A 17,816-nucleotide genomic window follows, 5' to 3' on the forward strand; every position below is an offset into this window, starting at 1 on the left:
TTTGTTACAGCACCTGTGCTGTTTGTGAAGATAGTAAACTGTACCAACCTGTAACAGTTGGACGTTCTGCTAAATCTACAAAAGTGATTTCTTTCCCTTCACGACGCCACTTCTCTACTAAACTCATAATTCTGACCGAATCAAGCCCTCTATTTAATAAGTCCTCATCAATATCAATACTCTCTACTGGCTCACGAAGTAGTTGTGCAACTAGTTCATGCACTTCCTGTATAGTGATTCCTTCACCCTCATCACCTTTTACACTTTGTAAATCTTTTAACAGTAGGTTTGTTGATGTCGTTACTGCACATCTATTAGATGCATACTCCAATGCTTGTTTATGATGCTCTAGTGAAAAATCAGCAACTGCATCTGCTACAAAGAACGGCTCTATACCATCCATAAATGCTTCACAAGCTGTTAAAAGACAGCCAATATGCGCATAAATACCGCAAATAATGAGTTGATCTCTTCCTTGTTCATTTAAAATTTCTAATAGATTTGTCTTTTTAAATGCACTATATCTCCATTTTGTTAGGAATATATCATCTTCATCAGGAGTAAGTTCATCAACAATTTTCTTTTTATCTGGTCCAGCAGGTATACCGTCACCCCAAAAGTCTTGTAATAAACCTCGTTGTTCTAACGTTTGCCCACCAGGTTGTGCTGTATAAACAACTGGTATACCAAGTTCCTTACATTTTTCTCTTATCATTTTAATATTTGAAACAAGTTCTACTTTTGGTGATTCTTTATCGCTATATGCATCAAGAAAATATTCTTGCATGTCATGAATTAAAAGTACTGCACGTTTCGAATCTGGTGTCCAATTCACTTTATTTTTCGGTAGTTCTGATTCAATTGGCATTTTATATACTGAAATAGATGGAATAGCCATCTAATCACTTCCTTCCGGTTTTTATTATTGTTTTACTGTAATAAGTTTTTCAGCAATGACTTTACGTAGTTCTTTTTTGCTGACTTTTCCGACTCCTGTTTGCGGAAATGATTCAATAAATTCAATTCGATCTGGAATTTTATAAGCCGCTATACCACGTTCTCTTAAAAACATTTTTAATTCACTTACTGCCGGAACTTGTCCGCGAGCTATAACAAAAGCACAGGTGCGTTCACCTAAATAATCGTCAGGCATAGATACAATTGCTACGTCATGGACCGCATCGTGTGCTAATAGATGATTTTCAACTTCTTCTGCAGCAACTTTCTCACCACCACGGTTAATTTGATCTTTATCTCTTCCTTCTACAATGATGTATCCTTGTTCATTTACTTTTACAAGATCACCTGTGCGATAAAATCCATCCTTTGTAAATGATCGTGCATTATGCTCTTCGGCTTTATAGTAACCACGAATTGTATATGGACCTCGTGTTAATAAACTACCTACTTCGCCCGGTTGTACATCGTTGTCATTTTCATCAACAACTCGTACTTCATCGAGTGCAGACATTGGTCTACCTTGTGTATGAATAATAATTTCTTCCGGATCGTCTAATCTTGTATAGTTCACTAATCCTTCCGCCATACCGAATACTTGCTGTAACGTACATCCAAATGTAGGGCGTATACGTCTTGCTACCTCAGCACTAAACTTAGCACCACCTACTTGAATAACCTCTAGGCTCGATAAATCGGTATTACGAGAAGATGCAGCATCAAGCCAAATCATTGCTAATGGCGGAACGAGCGCTGTAATTGTAACTTTTTCTTTTTCGATAAGAGCAAATGCCTCATCTGGACTACCACCAGTTGCCAATACCACTTTTCCACCCGCATAGAAAGTTCCAAATGTCCCTGGAGAACTCATTGGGTAATTGTGTGCTACTGGAAGAACTGCCATATAGACGCTTTCTGCATTCAAATTACAAATTTTAGCGCTAACACGTAAACTATAAATATAGTCATCATGTGTTCTAGGAATTAATTTAGAAAGACCTGTTGTGCCTCCTGATAATTGGAGAAACGCAACATCACTTGGCTGAACTTCTGGTAATGAGACGGGATCCATATACAGATCATTTATGTTCACAAACTCTTCTTCTTCTCCCACTACAATTACATGTTGTAAATTTGGCACTTTCTCTTTCACTTCTCTTGCTAGTTTTCGATAATCAAAACCGAGAGCCTTATCTGAAATAACGTAAGCGCTCGCCTCGCCAAAATCACAAAAATAACTAATTTCACTGCTTCGATGTGACGGCAGTGCAAAGACAGGAAGCGCTCCAATTCGAAATAGTGCAAAACATATTTCGAAAAACTCGATAATGTTAGGTAACTGGATTACAACTCTGTCCTCTTTCTTTATTCCTAAATTCAGTAAACCTGCTGCTAAACGATCTACCTTTTTATTAAGTTCACTATATGTTATATGCTTCTTACCACTTACAACCGCGATTTGATCTCCATATTTCTCAGCCCGCTCTCTTAACACTCCTCCAAATGTTTCACCAAGCCAACATCCTTCTTCTCGGTAACGATCGGCAAATTCTTTTGGCCATTCTGTATAACCTACTAGCATTCTTTCTTCCCCCTATTTTTCATTAAGTGAACTATCTCTTAACCCTAAAGCTTTTAGCATTGTTTGGAACTTAGCTGATGTTTCTGCTAACTCATCTTCTGGTTTTGACTCAGCAACAACTCCAGCTCCTGCATATAAACGCAGTGTATTTTCTTGTACTTCAGCACAACGAATTGTAACAATCCATTCTCCATCTCCATTTAAATCGCTCCATCCTAGCATTCCTGTAAAGAACTCGCGGTCAAATGGCTCAATATGCTGTATAGCCTCTCTTGCTTTTTCCATCGGAGTTCCGCAAACTGCTGGCGTAGGATGAAGGGCAATTGCTAATTGTAAAGAAGAAGTATTTGGATCCTTCAGTTCACCTTTCACTTCTGTAGACAAATGCCACATCGCTTCACTATGAATAACTGATGGCTTTTCTGGAACATGTAATGTATGACAATACGGACGAAGTGCAGCGGCAACCGCTTCCACTACTACCGCATGTTCATGTAAATCTTTTGGAGAAGAAAGTAATTCCTCTGCTCTTCTTTTATCTTCTACTGGGTCCTCACTACGTGGCCTTGAACCAGCTAACGGGTTAGAAATAACTTGCATACCATTACGTGAAACAAGTAATTCAGGACTTGCTCCAATTAGCGTCTTACTGTTCTCTTTTTCATCTTTCGGTAAATTCACAGCAAATGTATAACCATGCTTATTATGCTCTGCTAATTCTCGCAGAAGTTTTTGCTTATCAATCTTTTCCGAAGATTTAACATCTAACGATCTAGATAGAACGATTTTCTTTAAATCACCGTCCTGTATTTTTTTAATTCCTTGCTTCACACCATTCATATAAACTTCAGAGTCTGGCATTGGCGTCATTTCAAATGTTACGTTCTCATTTGTTTCAAGCTGATTTGTTGTATCCAATTGTAAACGCTCAGAAATCCTACTATATTCTGGTACGATAAGTTGGACTTCTTTTCTACGATCGAATGGCAAAGCACCCACAACGATAGGATTTGGATTTCCAGCTTGTTTCGCATTACTTAATGTCGCTTGCACAAGCTCTGGGAAATTTTCAATTTCACGATGCTTTACTGTAGTAAACTCTCCTTCTGCTAATATCGTTCGAGTTGGTGAAGCAAAAAAGAATGAAGATTCAGTCTTATAATCTTCTAAAAGTTTTTCTGACAATTCCTTTACAGCTATATGTTCATTCATAATATAATAACCTCCTGAATTTTGATTAAACTCCTAACGTAGCACCGCCATCGACACATAAATTGTGCATTGTAATATGACTTGCTCTATCTGAGGCTAAAAATAACACGGCTTCAGCAACTTCTGAAGGTTGTGCAATTTTTTGTAATGGAATTCCGAGTCTATATGTATTTTGAGAACCAGCAATTATATTTTTAGCTCCATTCTCATCAGCCCATAGTAATCTTTGCATCTCAGTTTCAGTAGAACCTGGAGAAACTAAGTTGCAGCGTATATTGTATGCCGCAAGCTCTAGTCCTAAACATTTCATAAACATCGTCGTTGCAGCCTTTGACGCAGCATACGCAGCCATCTCCATTCTCGGCGTATTTGCCGCATTTGAACCGACTGTAACAATTGCCCCTGATTTTCTTAACATCATATTTTTACTTACCGCTCGGGACATATTGAAAACCCCTGTAGTATTTACAGAGAATGTTTTATTCCAATCTTCATCACTTAACGAATGAATTGGTCCCATACGTAAAACCCCTGCAACATTTATTAAAATATCTATTGGCGCTATTTCATTTGCAATATGATTTACCATGTCTTCAACAGCAGCGCTATTACTCACATCTAAACGAAACGTTTTCATACGTGTTTTATTTAATTCATTTTGATTTAAGAGTACATTTAACCCCTCTTCATTTTGATCAACCGCAATAACTGTGGCTCCTCTTTCTAAAAACATTTTGGCAACAACACTGCCTATGCCTTGTGCTGCACCTGTTACTAAAACTGTTTGCCCATCAAATTCCCCTAAGTTCATTTTCTCTATCCTTTCACATAAACATTAATTTCATTAAGTAACATAAATGATATTGATTTTCATTATCAGTCATGTTGTAAAAAATAATACACTTACTAAACTAATTGGTCAAGTGCGCATTACTTTAAAATCCATTTTATTGATAATGTTTTTCATTTACTATCTTACACCGAAATGATAATGTTTCTCAATAAACTTGTCAATCTTTTTTTATTTTTCAGATAAAGTATTTTAATGCTTCTTAATAAAATCATACCTAAACGCATTAAATGTACTTATATTATAAATAAAATTCAAACTCCTCTTTTTAAAATTGAAGAAGATAAACTAGAGATACGTTCATTTACAATGCTTTATGAAAAACTCAAGTATATATTTTCTCAATATTTTTCTGAAAATATATCTTACAAATACTAATGAATGTCTTCTTTATCATTTAAGATTTAATATATATTTCGAATATGATGTATCAATTTATTATATTCCAAATGGGTATTCCACTCACTTTTACATCTATAAAAATCACAAAAGTAATTTAACCTTGTTAAAATAACTCATAAAAAAAGCATCCTAATTAATAGAATAGGATGCTTTTTCGTAATCATAGTGTTATAGAAGATTTGTATACTTATGCTACGCTGCGATACTCTTCTTCTTGTTCTTTTTTCTGTTTAGGTGCTTGAATTAAAATTGCGATAATGAATGACACGACACATAATACACCGATCACCATGAACGTTGGTTTGAATCCACCTAGAAGTGCACCGATAAAGGAACCTGCAAGCGCCCCAAATCCAAATCCTTGATACACAATTCCGTAGTTCTTACTATGGTTTTTCATACCGAAGAAATCACCAACAATAGCTGGGAAAATAGTAATATTTCCACCAAAGCAAAACGCTACACTTGCTACACATACGAAGTAAATACCATAATTTAAATCTACAAAACTTAGAACTAAGACTGAACTCGCCATAACAACAAAAGTACCAGTAACGATTTTTAAACGCCCAATTTTATCCGATAACGGTCCTAAAATGATACGACCTAATGTATTGAAGATTGCAACCATAGCCACCGCATTAGCTGCTGTTGCTGCGCTAAGTCCTACAAGTTGAACACCAATGTCTTTTACCATACCAATTAAGTATAAGCCACTCATACATGATGTAAATAACATGATAAATAATAAGTATACTTGTTTTGTGCCTAACATTTCTTTCGTTGTGTATTCCTTAGTTTTTGTTTCATGAACTGCTCCTTGATCTGCAGCTTGATGGATTAAACAAGCACCAATTACAATCATAGCTGTAACAATTAAACCCCAGTATATAAATGCTTGCGATACACCAACTGATTCAATCAACTGTGCGTTAACGTATTTAAAGATTAAGCTACCTGAACCATATGCAGAGACAGAAATACCAGCAATTAAACCTTTACGCTCTGGAAACCACTTTATTAAATTTGATAGTGAAGTGATATATGCTGTACCATCTGCATAACCTACAACAACTCCTGCTAGTACATAAAGCAATATTAATGAAGAAGCTTGTGAACTAAGTATTAACCCTAGTCCTAATGCTAATCCAGCTATCATAATAAGTTTACGAAGTCCCCATTTTTCTTGCAATTTACTCGCAAATAAAGTTGAAAATGCTAAAGAAAGACTAGTAATTGAGAAAGTTATCGCAACAGCGTTAAGACTCCAACCGTATTTACTAACTAAAGGCTGATTGAATAAACTCCATGTATATATCGTCCCAAGCCCCATTTGTACTATAACTGTGCCAAGGACAACAAACCATGGATTAACAGTTGATTTTTTCATACCTTTCCGCCTCCTCTTTCTATTTCAATGCTATTCGCTAAATTTACTTTTTTTATGTTCATTTTGGTCACCTCTTTTGATTTGACACCTTCATTGTATAAGATGTTTTCGTTTATGTAAGCACTTACAAGACAGAGCGTCAAAAACGTAGAATCAGTTACACAAAACGAAGGATGAAATACAAAAACTACTTATTAAATACGTAACAGTTATTTAATAAGTAGTTTTTGTATAAGCTCGATTTACATTTGTTTTTGAACCCTTTTTTAAAAAGTGAAACAATAAAACCGTCTCTTTACTATTTATTAAAGAGACGGTTTTATTAGCTCAATTCATAAGCCTGACTTTCTTTATACGTTTATAATTGTTTCTTCAAATGTAACAATTGGCTCTACAAATTCCATCATAATGAAAGCATTTTTAATACGTCTTGTTAAAACTTCTTTTAATTCTGCACACATTTGTTCTGTAAGTGATTTTACAAATACAAAGTTATGATAATAAATCACACTCTTCTCTTTACTTAATGGGTTTAAAAACATCCCTTCTTTTGTAACGAGAGCATTAGAATGCCCCGATAAAGTTGAAAGAAACGTCTCTAAAATTTTTATTTCTCTTTTTGAAAACGATTCTTCACAAACTACTTTAATATTCATTTCTGTTATCATTTATATATTCCCCCAACCATTTTTTCACAAGGGGATACTATAATACTATTAAATTTTCACAAGACTCCCCTTGTCGTTCATAAAATTCACCAGAAAACTAAGTTGACTAACTTGTTTTTTCCCTTTATTCATATAAATCTCTCCTTTCGTATATATTACTTCTCCATTTGTAATTGATTACCTTTTTATATTAAAGTTTTTCTATGTTTTTAATTGGAATTTTACCAATTAGAGATCTTATTAATAAACGTATATTTTTCTTATACTCCTGAAAAAAACTTTACTTATCTACTTTACGTTTTGTGCTACATAGTGTCTGTTTTTTGAATAATTTGTTTCTCTGCAGTATTTACATAGAAATATTGTTTCGCTAATGCTGAAAACAATTTACTTTGCTTATAATAAAGTGAAACTTTAATCAACCCTCACCAATCGGGCTTTTATGGGCAGCAGGGCCCCCACCTAACTTCTTTGCTTCCACTGAATTTTGAGGTGGGGGTCTTACTGCCCAACAAATAGCGGGATAAACTTAAATAAAATATAACTTTTAACATAAGAGTACTTTATACTCTTCTATTAGAGAACAAATTTTTTCCCAATAAATAAAACTAAATATTCACTAATATATCTATCCGTGGTTTAATATATATAATAAAAAAATATTTCTGTCTTTAATGAGGAGGTACTATGAAAGCAAACGTAGGGGATACTATACTTTTTCAACGAAATAATTTAAAGATTACAGGATCTGTATTAAAACTTTATACTGAATCGGTCTTAGTTGAAATTACAAATGTAAGCGGTGGTACTTTTGAATTTGATCGAACAATTGTAAATCATAAAAACTATAAAGTTTTAAATACAAATACATAAAACAACACAAAATAGCCCCTGCTCAACAGCAGGGGCTTTTTTATATAAAAATATTTCACTAGTTTATATACCCTAAAACATTAACAATCTTACTCGCTTTTAAATTGTTAATATGATAATAAATTTCTAAACCTCTTCTCTCTGCTCGTAACACTTTACCCTTCATTTTTGATAAATGTTGTGAAACAGTAGATTGCGGAATATTCAGTAACTCTGTTAATTGTGTTACATTACAAGTTTTTCTCGTACTTAATTCATTTACAATTTGCAGTCTGATTGGATGCGCCATAATTTTTAAAATATCTACATCTTCTTCTGAAACTAAAGTTTTTCTCATTTCACTCGTATATGTTGTCATAAGACATTCCCCTTTTATATGAATTCCATATTCATAAGATCTATTTCCAAATTTTTTAAAACCCTTGATTAAAACTTTCATATAGAAATAAAAGGATTTTAAATTTTTGAAAACAGAACTTACATTCACTTTATTTATTTATTTGGTACATATACATAATACAATGTTAATATGTGCTCTATGTGAAGTTCACATAAATTTGTGATGAAGATTTACTTAGCCACTCGCATCCTACTCATCTAATTACTCACTGCGTAAAATCATCAGTTATTTTAACACATTTTAGGCGTTTGTATATACTATTTATAAAGTGAAACTTTAATCAGTGGGGCTTTTGTTCATCCCCCACTGCTTATCAGCCCTCACCAATCGGGCTTTTACGGGCAGCAGGGCCCCACCTAAATTCTTTGCTTCCCCTGAATTTTTAGATGTGGGTCTTACTGCACGGCAAATAGCGAGATAAAACAACTTTTATAAAGGGGGGATTCATATGCCTACAGCGTTACAAGAAGAAGTCGAAGAAGCACGGGAAACATATGTCAGTCGTATCATCTTAGTTGGAGGATCGACTTTATTTTTAGTAGGCGGGGTTATATCGGCAATTTCAGCTTTTAAAGCTTATAATCGTTTGGAGAATACGCCGCCTTCTACAGATAATTCATAGATATTTTATAAAATAAAACGTCGCCTCTAATATGAAGAGACGACGTTTTATGATTCATACATATGACACTAAAAGTATCGATAGATTCCCTACTCCATTTTCTAAGCTTACTTCACCACAAACCTAGTCTGACTACAACCATCCTTCTGCTTCGTTACTTCTAATACAGCTGGCATTGCGTTTTTCAGCTCTTGTACGTGTGAAATGACACCGATAAATCGGCCTGATTTTTGTAAGTCAATTAAGGCGTCTACTGCTTTCGTTAATGATTCTTCATCTAATGAACCGAACCCTTCATCGATGAACATCGTTTCGATGGAAATACCACCTTCATATGCTTGAATGACATCTGCCATTCCTAGCGCTAGGCAAAGTGATGCATTAAATTTCTCTCCGCCGGATAGTGTTTTTACATCGCGTGTTTGGCCAGTATATGCATCGTACACATCTAAGCCTAATCCACTTTGACGATTTCTCTTTTCAACTCGTTCACTTCGTTTTAAATAAAATTGTCCGTTTGATAATTTACGTAATCGTTCGTTTGCAATTTGAACAATTTGTTCTAAATACTCAATTAAGATGTAACGTTCAAATGATATACGGCTCTCGTTATCACCTTTCATTACTTCATATAAGTCAACAAGTTCTTGGAAAGCTTTTTCTTCCTCATGAATTTGCTCATCAATACGTCTAATGTTTTCATGTAAATCAGAAATATATGTTACCGCATTTTGCGCACGTTGACGTTTTTCTTTAATGATATCGAGATTAATTTGTAATTCTGTTATGTGTTCACCTAACGCTGTAATATCCATATACTCTTTATCTTTTAATTCAGCTTGTAACTCTTCAATTTGTTTTGCAAGCACTTCAAGCGATGAATAATAACCTTGAATTTCTTTTTGTAACATTTCCATCTCGTGATCGCTTAATTTGGCTTCTTTATACGTGAATTCGTCTGTAAACCCGCTTTGTTCTAGCTCTTTCATAAAGCGTGCGAAAGTCTCTTCTTTCTTTAATTTTGCACTTTCAAATTGATTAGAAGCACCTTTTTGTTCTGCTTGAATACGTATATTTTCATTTTGCCAATGCTGATACGCTTCCTGCACTTTCTTCCATTCGTCCTCCATTAACCTAAGTTCCTGCATAGCTTGGTCAAACTGTGCTTTCCAAGCTTGTACTGTTTGTAAGTTTTCTGGAATATTTCGTTTATCATGTTCATATGACGTACGAAGTTGCATACACTCCATTTCTGTACGGTGCTGCATTGTTTCCACTTCTCGTTTTTGTTTCTGAAGTTCTTCTATTTTTTCTTCTACGCTTTTCATGTTCGCAGCAATCTGCTTACGTGTTTCTTCACTTGCTTTTAACGTATTAACGTCTGCAGCTAATTGTTTTCCTTTTTGAACAAGTGCACTATATGTTTCAGCTAATTTTTCCGAGTTGTAGCCGCGCTTCACAACTTCTTCTATCACTTGTTCATATTGTAGTCGATAGAAATTCCATTTCTCCTCTACTTGCACATGTAATTTTTCAGCAATGTTCTTCTTATCTCTTAAATCGTTTAACTCTTTTTCATCGATCGCATTACTTTGCTCTGTAGCTTTTTGCGGATGATTCGTACTACCACATACCGGACAAGATTCACCGTCATGTAAATGAAGAGCTAATATACCAGCTTGTTCACTTAACCAGCGGCGCTCCATGTTTTCATATGCACGAACTGCCACTTGCATTTTATTATTTGCCGCTTCTTTTTCTTGCTCGAATTTTTGTTTTTCTTGCCAAACATCATATGCTTGCTTTAAAACTTTTGCATCTTCTCGCATATTCGTTAGTTCTTCTACTTTAGCTACATATTGCTCAAGTGCTTGTTCTAATTGCTGCAATTCATCAGACATTCTCTGTTTTTTGTTTGTATGCTCTTCTAGTTGTTGATCTAACTTTTGCATACTTTCTTTTAATTTCCCTATTTGGATTTCGGTATTTTGTAAATTCAGCTTTCTCTCAGCTAATGATTCAATAATCGCTTGTAACTCTTCTAATCTTTGAACAAGTTTTTTAGCCTCTTCTCGCTCAGCTTCTTTATTCTTTACTACTTCATACTTCTCCTGAGCAAGTTCAAAGCTATTCATTATCTGTTCTTGTTTGACGCTTATCTGTTTTAACAAACTTTCAGCTTTCTGCTCATTTTCCATCGCTTCTTCATACCATTGTTCAAATGGTAATAAGCGCTTTGCTTGTTCCGCACGTTTAAAGGATTTTTCTTTCCTTTCAATTGCTGCACGGTTCTCTTGTAAAGTGTTATATTTCTCATTCTTTTGTTGTAAATCTATAAATTTCTCATTTACAGATTTTGCTGCATGAAAACGTGTTTCTGCATCCTTTAATTGCTTCGTTTGAACATCTTGTTCTACTTGTAATTGCTCAACCTCTGCCTTATACACGGTTGTTTCTTGTTCTAACGCTTCTACTACTTGATGCGTATTTACATGTTCTTGTGCCACTAATGTCTCTAATAATGCTCCATCACGGATTGGTAATTTAAAAACATTACGGAAATAGAGCTCTCTCTCTTTTTGTTTTTCTTGCAAGACATCTTTCCATTGTTTTCTCTTTTGATCAAGTAACTCACGCATTAATTTATAACGATCCGTTTTAAAAATACGACGTAAAATCTCTTCTTTGTTTTCCGTCTCAGATGTTAATAGTTTTCGGAATTCCCCTTGGGGTAACATAACAATTTGGCTAAATTGATGTTTACTTAACCCAATTAAATCTTCCACTTTTTTGTTTACGTCTGTTACATGAAAACGATCGACGGCTGGAACGTTTTCTCCATCAATAACTTCATATAATTCTACTGCATGTCCTGTAATGGTCTTATTCCCTTGTTTTTTATGTCCAAGTTGTCGTTTTATTTCATAGCGTTTCCCTTTTAACTGAAAGGTTAATTCAACACTTGTATAAACATTATCATCAGCAAATTGACTTCGAAGCATGCTCGTATCACTACGTTCTTCTCCACTAGCCTCACCATATAACACATAACAAATCGCATCAAAAATCGTTGTTTTTCCAGCTCCCGTATTCCCAGAAATAGCGAAAATACGATGTTCTCCAAGATCTTCAAAATCGATTACTTCTTTCTGTTTATATGGCCCGAATGCTGTCATAATAAGCTGAATCGGTCTCATCCTCGTTCACCTTCCCGTTCTTGCACTGTTTGTAATACATCTATAAATAGGCGTTCTTTCTCTTCTGATAAATCTAACCCTTTCATTTCTTTATAGAAAGCCTTTAAAAGAGATAAATCATCCGTTTTATGTCTTGAAACCGTTACTTCATTTGTATCTGTGAGTTCTCGCCTTTGCATCGCTCTTTCAACGTGCATTGCATTTGGATATACAGATCGTATTTTCTCCATTGGCTGTAAGACAGGGTTTTCGTCTAATAATTTTACAAATACGTAATCTTCACTTACTGGGTGCTGTAATAATTCATCTATTTTCGCTTCTACTGTTCGCATTTTACGACGTGGTGAAAGTAACCTTTTTTCAATTGCTACTTCACCAGTTTCATTCAGTTCTACAATGTAATAACCTTTTTTATGTTTCTCTTCAGAAATTGAATAGGCAAGTGGTGAACCTGAATATCGAATCGTCTCATTACGTACGAAATGCGCTTGATGTAAATGTCCAAGCGCTGTGTAATGAAACTTATCAAAATAATGACTATTTACATATTCAGCACCACCAATTGAAAGTGGTCGTTCTGCATCACTTGTATTCTCCTCCGCTTCTCCTGAAGAAGTTACAAATGCATGTCCAACAAATACATGTCTAGCTTCTTTATCCATCGTTTCAGAGAGCTCATTCATAAAAATGCGCATCGCATCATCATGAGAACGTACGTCTTCATTTTTCAACACGTGCCTCACTATGCTTGGGTCTGCATACGGTATTAGATGGAAGTGAACCTCTCCATATTCATCATTTAGTACAACAGGTTCGTACGGGAATTGAAATTGACCTACAATATGTAATCCTTGTTTTTTCATTAAACTACTTCCAAAATGGATACGATCCGGACTATCATGATTACCAGCTACTGCAATAACTGGTGTTTGTAAATCAATAACTATTTTTTGCAGCACATCATTTAATAAGTCTACTGCTTCTGTAGGTGGAATTGCTCGGTCATATAAATCCCCTGCAATAATTACAGCATCTGGTTTTTCTTCTTCAACAGCCTGTACAAACTGATCTAATACAATCTTTTGGTCTTCAGTCATATACACGCCATGAACAAGCTTTCCTAAATGCCAATCCGCTGTATGAAATAACTTCATATTTTTCTACTCCTTTTAATTTACTGATTTTAGTGAAACGAGTTGATAGTTTATTGTAGTTTTTCCGTTCTCCCACTCTAGTTTCAATATCGTTGCACTTCCAATTCTTTCTTCATTTGATTTATATAAAGGCAATATTTCTTGAATTGTAAATAAGTGATAACCATCCAATATTAATTGAAATATATTTTCTTCAATATGTAATCTTACTTCTTTTTCATTTGAAATAATTTTTGTGTGCATCTCAAATTTCATGATAGATACAACCCCTTTTTATAATCTCTACATTTTAATAGTATAGTGGCTATGCAAGATTGACAAGTACATACACAGCAAAGTACACACTTTTCTATTGTTATATGCTTTATGTATTTTATATAAAATACGGTATGTGAAATTTTACATTTTCCCAAAAATAAAAATGCCTATTGTGACATCTTTATTTTTGTATAAAGTCTTTCATTACATAATATAAAACGGTAATTAAGACGATTGCGACGAAAAATGAGAACACTGCGACAATGTAGCCATCTTTATTTAATAAAATACAGAATGAAATAGATATTATAAAAATCGGAAATACGAGACGTACTTTATCCTTCACTTCTTCTGTCGTATCTGTATGATGAAAATACTGCGTTATTCCTATCATTAAAAAAGACAAAATAATAACCGACAATAGTAAAGGTCCTGGCATTCCGATTTCTCCTTTCTCTATTTCTAATTCAGTGTAAAATTTTTTATTACAATTGTACGATTTATTTTTTCTTCAAACACACTTTTAGAATTGATAATGAACATTTCACACCTATATAATAGCGCTTTTATCATTATAACTTCAAATAATTACACTTACAGTAATGTTGTAATATTCCCCCTCAGTCTCTGAAATCCTGCAAAGATAACTCGTCAAAATATGCAGTGACCAAATTAATATTTACCGTCAACTTTTGACAAAATTTATAAAGGACATTTCAGTACATATCAAGAATTAAGAATAAGAAGATATGTAAGGGAGGATGCATTATGACTGAACAAGTTTTATTTTCTGTTAGTGAAAACGGCGTTGCGACAATTACTTTAAACCGTCCAAAAGCACTTAATTCTTTATCTTATGACATGTTACAACCTATCGGACAAAAACTTAAAGAGTGGGAACACGATGAGCGTATTGCACTTATCGTGTTAAAAGGAGCTGGCACAAAAGGTTTTTGTGCAGGTGGCGACATTAAAACTCTTTATGAAGCGCGTTCCAATGAAGTGGCATTGCAACATGCAGAACGTTTTTTTGAAGAAGAGTATGAAATTGATACATATATTTATCAATATACAAAACCGATTATTGCTTGTTTAGATGGAATTGTAATGGGCGGTGGTGTCGGTCTTACAAATGGTGCGAAGTATCGCATTGTAACTGAGCGTACGAAATGGGCAATGCCAGAGATGAATATCGGCTTCTTCCCAGACGTCGGAGCTGCATATTTCTTAAATAAAGCACCTGGATATACAGGACGCTTCGTTGCTTTAACAGCATCTATTTTAAAAGCTTCTGACGTATTATTTATTAATGCTGCAGATTACTTTATGACATCTGATTCATTACCAGAGTTTCTTACTGAACTTGAAAGTGTAAATTGGCATAAAGAAGATGATGTACATACTAATTTAAAAGAAGTTATTCGTACATTTGCAACTGCTCCAAACTTAGAAAGCGAGCTCGCTCCTTCATTAGAAGTAATCAATTCACATTTTGCTTTCGATACAATTGAAGAAATCATCCATTCATTGGAGAAAGATGAAAGTTCCTTTGCTCTAAAAACGAAAGAAACACTGTTATCAAAATCCCCTATTTCACTAAAAGTAACATTAAAACAGTTTATTGATGGAAAAGATAAATCCGTTGAAGAATGTTTCGCTACGGACCTTATACTTGCTAAAAATTTCATGAGACATGAAGATTTCTTCGAGGGAGTACGCTCCGTTGTCGTTGATAAAGATCAAAATCCGAATTATAAATATAAACAGTTAAGTGACGTTTCAGAAGAAGATGTGAATCGTTTCTTTAACTTACTTAATGCATAAAATGAAATTGTCATGAGGGGAGGTTTTGTTCATCCCCCACCTAACTTCTTTTCTTCAGCTAAATCTTGTGCGATGAAAATCTTACTACCCGCAAATAGCGGTATAAAATCGAGGCTATATAGTAGTGTAATTACAGCTACTATATAGTCTTTTTCATTTAATTATTTTAAATAAAATTTAATTTTATTAAATCCATTTTTGTGCTACACTGATTTTGATCAAATATTCTAAAAATAAAAAGGAGGGACGGCTATGATAGAAAATTATCTTCTTTTCATCATTATGTCTATTTGCCTCATCATTTTACCTGGTCCAGATACAGCAATGGCTACGAAAAATACATTGGTTGCTGGTAAAGTCGGTGGAGTGAAAACAGTGTTTGGTACATGTATTGCACTATTAATTCATACTTTAGCTGCTGTAATTGGTCTTTCTGCACTTATTGTAAAGTCAGCTCTTTTATTTTCTATTTTCAAGTACGTTGGGGCTCTCTATTTAATATATATCGGTATTAAAGCCCTTTTAGCAGTAAGAAACAAAGAAAACTTAGATACAAATGATCTATCTTTGAATAATGAAAACGAACATACTTCTTGCTTTCGCCAAGGATTTCTTACAAATTTATTAAATCCTAAAGTAGCAGTCTTCTTTTTAACTTTTTTACCACAATTTTTAAATCCAAATCATAATACATTTATTCAACTTCTTGTAATGGGCCTTACTTACCTCGTTTTAACAGTCATTTGGTTTGCATTTTATATATTTTTAATTGATAAAATTAGTGCTTTTATGAAAAAACCGAAGACGCAACGTTATATTCAAGGGCTAACAGGAGTCGTCCTAATTGGATTTGGTATTAAACTAGCTTTTGAAAAAAATAATTAACAAGACGAAAACCACCACTATTAATAGTGGTGGTTTTCATCTAATAACTGATTTGGTTGTTTACTCTATATTAAAACCAGCGCTCAGTTACAACTTTTTTACGTGTATAGAATTGAACGCCATCTGTACCATTTGTACCTAAATCACCAAAGAATGAAGCTTTATTTCCTGCAAATGCGAAGAATGCCATTGGTGCTGGAACGTTTACGTTTACACCAATCATACCAGCATCGATATTATCACGGAATGTTTGTGCATGTTTACCATTTGACGTATAAATAACCGCACCATTTGCAAATTTAGATTGATTTGTTAGTTTAATACCTTCTTCTAAATCTTTAACACGTACAATACTTAATACTGGAGCAAAAATTTCATCTTGCCAAATTTTCATTTCTTGATTCACGCCATCAAAGATTGTCGCACCTACAAAGTAACCTTCTCCAACTTCTTCATTAATTTTACGGCCATCTACTAATAAAGTTGCCCCATCTGCTACACCGCTATTAATATAGCCTAAAACGCGCTCTTTATGAGATTCACGGATTAATGGTCCAACATAGTTATCTTCGTTAAAGCCATCGCCTACTTTTAATTTTTTCGTTTCTGCTACTAATACATCAATAAATTCATCAGCAATTTCATCCACTACTGCTACTACTGAGCATGCCATGCAGCGCTCTCCACTACTTGCAAATGCAGATCCAATTACACCTTGTACTGTTTTCTCAAGATTGCAATCTGGCATTACAATCGCATGGTTTTTCGCACCTGCTAATGCTTGTACACGTTTTCCGTGTTTCGTACCTGTTTCATATACGTAACGAGCTACCGGCTCAGAGCCAACGAACGAAACAGCCTGAATATCTTTATTTTCTAAAATGCTATTTACAACATCTTTTCCGCCTTGCACTAAATTTAATACGCCTTTTGGGAAACCTGCTTCATAGAATAATTCTACAAGTCGCTCCGCTAAAAGTGGCGTTCTTTCAGATGTTTTTAATACGAATGTATTACCGCAAGCAATTGCAAGTGGGAACATCCATAACGGAATCATCATCGGGAAGTTAAACGGTGTAATACCAGCAACAACTCCGATTGGGTAGCGCCAAATCGATCCATCAATTCCGCTAGCGATATTCGGAAGTGCTTGACCCATCATTAAATTTGGCGTAGATGTTGCAAGTTCTACCGCTTCAATACCACGCTGTACTTCACCTGTTGCATCCGTTAGCGTCTTACCATTTTCTAGCGTAATGATTTTTGCAAGCTCATCTTTGTTTTCTTGTAATAGCTGTAAATATTTATATAAATTTCTTGAACGATTTGGAACTGGTACTTTAGACCATGTTTCGAATGCTGCTTTTGCCGCTTCAACAGCTTTTTCAACATCTTCTTTTGGAGATAGTGGAACGTAAGCGATAATTTTTCCAGTCGCTGGATTTGGAACTGCTTCTACTTCCGTACCTGTCGATTCAACCCACTCACCGTTAATGTGATTTTTTACTCGTTTAATTTCAGTTGTAATCATTGTATTCTCTC

General features: G+C 34.6%; 16 protein-coding genes. 4 read left to right on the plus strand and 12 right to left on the minus strand.

Going from position 1 to position 17,816, the window contains the following annotated elements; translation table 11 throughout:
* Positions 1-4: 4 nt before the first annotated feature.
* The 6 genes from ACTFSL_RS14590 to ACTFSL_RS14615 form a co-directional block, all read right to left on the minus strand.
* The gene (locus ACTFSL_RS14590) at positions 5-898 is read right to left on the minus strand and encodes an isochorismatase family protein (RefSeq protein ID WP_440041923.1); all 894 of its coding nucleotides are present in this window, start codon (positions 896-898) and stop codon (positions 5-7) included.
* A 24-nt stretch (positions 899-922) separates the two neighbouring features.
* Entirely contained in the window at positions 923-2,539 is a 1,617-nt protein-coding gene (locus ACTFSL_RS14595) for a (2,3-dihydroxybenzoyl)adenylate synthase (protein WP_000960125.1), read from the minus strand.
* Positions 2,540-2,551: 12 nt separating this feature from the next.
* Positions 2,552-3,751, minus strand: a complete 1,200-nt coding sequence (gene dhbC / locus ACTFSL_RS14600; RefSeq protein ID WP_088338819.1) for an isochorismate synthase DhbC — start codon at positions 3,749-3,751, stop codon at positions 2,552-2,554.
* Between the two features lie 25 nt (positions 3,752-3,776).
* Positions 3,777-4,562: a 2,3-dihydro-2,3-dihydroxybenzoate dehydrogenase gene (gene dhbA, locus ACTFSL_RS14605; protein WP_001048437.1), complete on the minus strand. Its 786-nt coding sequence runs from the start codon at positions 4,560-4,562 to the stop codon at positions 3,777-3,779.
* A gap of 628 nt (positions 4,563-5,190) precedes the next feature.
* Positions 5,191-6,393, minus strand: a complete 1,203-nt coding sequence (locus ACTFSL_RS14610; RefSeq protein WP_000750111.1) for an L-lactate MFS transporter — start codon at positions 6,391-6,393, stop codon at positions 5,191-5,193.
* Positions 6,394-6,743: 350 nt separating this feature from the next.
* The gene (locus ACTFSL_RS14615; RefSeq protein WP_000627304.1) at positions 6,744-7,061 is read right to left on the minus strand and encodes a hypothetical protein; all 318 of its coding nucleotides are present in this window, start codon (positions 7,059-7,061) and stop codon (positions 6,744-6,746) included.
* Positions 7,062-7,748: 687 nt separating this feature from the next.
* Here ACTFSL_RS14615 and ACTFSL_RS14620 point away from each other — a divergent pair.
* Complete coding sequence (locus ACTFSL_RS14620; RefSeq protein WP_000646793.1) at positions 7,749-7,934, plus strand: YkvS family protein; 186 nt, start codon at positions 7,749-7,751, stop codon at positions 7,932-7,934.
* A gap of 58 nt (positions 7,935-7,992) precedes the next feature.
* Here the strand turns inward: ACTFSL_RS14620 and ACTFSL_RS14625 are convergent, their stop codons facing one another.
* On the minus strand, positions 7,993-8,292 hold the full coding sequence (locus tag ACTFSL_RS14625) for an ArsR/SmtB family transcription factor (protein WP_000214801.1): 300 nt from the start codon (positions 8,290-8,292) through the stop codon (positions 7,993-7,995).
* A 490-nt stretch (positions 8,293-8,782) separates the two neighbouring features.
* Between ACTFSL_RS14625 and ACTFSL_RS14630 the strand changes: the two genes are divergently transcribed.
* Positions 8,783-8,956 (plus strand): hypothetical protein, encoded by a 174-nt coding sequence (locus ACTFSL_RS14630; RefSeq protein WP_001141668.1) that lies wholly within the window; start codon positions 8,783-8,785, stop codon positions 8,954-8,956.
* 107 nt (positions 8,957-9,063) lie between these two features.
* Here the strand turns inward: ACTFSL_RS14630 and ACTFSL_RS14635 are convergent, their stop codons facing one another.
* The 4 genes from ACTFSL_RS14635 to ACTFSL_RS14650 form a co-directional block, all read right to left on the minus strand.
* Entirely contained in the window at positions 9,064-12,153 is a 3,090-nt protein-coding gene (locus tag ACTFSL_RS14635) for an AAA family ATPase (RefSeq protein ID WP_001247465.1), read from the minus strand.
* A complete protein-coding gene (locus ACTFSL_RS14640; protein ID WP_000765153.1) occupies positions 12,150-13,307 on the minus strand; it encodes an exonuclease SbcCD subunit D in 1,158 nt (385 codons plus the stop codon). The genes ACTFSL_RS14635 and ACTFSL_RS14640 overlap by 4 nt, the downstream gene beginning before the upstream one ends.
* Before the next feature lie 15 nt (positions 13,308-13,322).
* Positions 13,323-13,562: a DUF2584 family protein gene (locus tag ACTFSL_RS14645; RefSeq protein WP_000667344.1), complete on the minus strand. Its 240-nt coding sequence runs from the start codon at positions 13,560-13,562 to the stop codon at positions 13,323-13,325.
* Between the two features lie 184 nt (positions 13,563-13,746).
* Positions 13,747-14,004 carry a hypothetical protein gene (locus ACTFSL_RS14650; RefSeq protein WP_001119404.1) on the minus strand — a complete coding sequence of 86 codons (258 nt, stop codon included), beginning with the start codon at positions 14,002-14,004 and terminating at the stop codon, positions 13,747-13,749.
* A gap of 329 nt (positions 14,005-14,333) precedes the next feature.
* On the opposite strand from ACTFSL_RS14650, the gene ACTFSL_RS14655 reads away from it, so the two are divergent.
* On the plus strand, positions 14,334-15,389 hold the full coding sequence (locus tag ACTFSL_RS14655; RefSeq protein WP_000139776.1) for an enoyl-CoA hydratase/isomerase family protein: 1,056 nt from the start codon (positions 14,334-14,336) through the stop codon (positions 15,387-15,389).
* Positions 15,390-15,641: 252 nt separating this feature from the next.
* Positions 15,642-16,274 (plus strand): LysE family translocator, encoded by a 633-nt coding sequence (locus ACTFSL_RS14660; protein WP_000572360.1) that lies wholly within the window; start codon positions 15,642-15,644, stop codon positions 16,272-16,274.
* 70 nt (positions 16,275-16,344) lie between these two features.
* Here the strand turns inward: ACTFSL_RS14660 and ACTFSL_RS14665 are convergent, their stop codons facing one another.
* Positions 16,345-17,805 (minus strand): CoA-acylating methylmalonate-semialdehyde dehydrogenase, encoded by a 1,461-nt coding sequence (locus ACTFSL_RS14665; protein ID WP_000633344.1) that lies wholly within the window; start codon positions 17,803-17,805, stop codon positions 16,345-16,347.
* Positions 17,806-17,816: the final 11 nt, after the last annotated feature.

It is taken from the genome of Bacillus cereus group sp. MYBK108-1 (genome assembly GCF_051917185.1).
Taxonomy (GTDB): Bacteria; Bacillota; Bacilli; order Bacillales; family Bacillaceae_G; genus Bacillus_A; species Bacillus_A cereus.

Coding starts and splice junctions, on each gene's coding strand:
- ACTFSL_RS14650 (WP_001119404.1), bottom strand. CDS start 14,004: ATGCCAGGACCTTTACTATTGTCGGTTATTATTTTGTCTTTTTTAATG.
- ACTFSL_RS14615 (WP_000627304.1), bottom strand. CDS start 7,061: ATGATAACAGAAATGAATATTAAAGTAGTTTGTGAAGAATCGTTTTCA.
- dhbA (WP_001048437.1), bottom strand. CDS start 4,562: ATGAACTTAGGGGAATTTGATGGGCAAACAGTTTTAGTAACAGGTGCA.
- ACTFSL_RS14645 (WP_000667344.1), bottom strand. CDS start 13,562: ATGAAATTTGAGATGCACACAAAAATTATTTCAAATGAAAAAGAAGTA.
- ACTFSL_RS14625 (WP_000214801.1), bottom strand. CDS start 8,292: ATGACAACATATACGAGTGAAATGAGAAAAACTTTAGTTTCAGAAGAA.
- ACTFSL_RS14635 (WP_001247465.1), bottom strand. CDS start 12,153: ATGAGACCGATTCAGCTTATTATGACAGCATTCGGGCCATATAAACAG.
- ACTFSL_RS14660 (WP_000572360.1), top strand. CDS start 15,642: ATGATAGAAAATTATCTTCTTTTCATCATTATGTCTATTTGCCTCATC.
- ACTFSL_RS14590 (WP_440041923.1), bottom strand. CDS start 898: ATGGCTATTCCATCTATTTCAGTATATAAAATGCCAATTGAATCAGAA.
- ACTFSL_RS14665 (WP_000633344.1), bottom strand. CDS start 17,805: ATGATTACAACTGAAATTAAACGAGTAAAAAATCACATTAACGGTGAG.
- ACTFSL_RS14610 (WP_000750111.1), bottom strand. CDS start 6,393: ATGAAAAAATCAACTGTTAATCCATGGTTTGTTGTCCTTGGCACAGTT.
- ACTFSL_RS14620 (WP_000646793.1), top strand. CDS start 7,749: ATGAAAGCAAACGTAGGGGATACTATACTTTTTCAACGAAATAATTTA.
- dhbC (WP_088338819.1), bottom strand. CDS start 3,751: ATGAATGAACATATAGCTGTAAAGGAATTGTCAGAAAAACTTTTAGAA.
- ACTFSL_RS14640 (WP_000765153.1), bottom strand. CDS start 13,307: ATGAAGTTATTTCATACAGCGGATTGGCATTTAGGAAAGCTTGTTCAT.
- ACTFSL_RS14595 (WP_000960125.1), bottom strand. CDS start 2,539: ATGCTAGTAGGTTATACAGAATGGCCAAAAGAATTTGCCGATCGTTAC.
- ACTFSL_RS14655 (WP_000139776.1), top strand. CDS start 14,334: ATGACTGAACAAGTTTTATTTTCTGTTAGTGAAAACGGCGTTGCGACA.
- ACTFSL_RS14630 (WP_001141668.1), top strand. CDS start 8,783: ATGCCTACAGCGTTACAAGAAGAAGTCGAAGAAGCACGGGAAACATAT.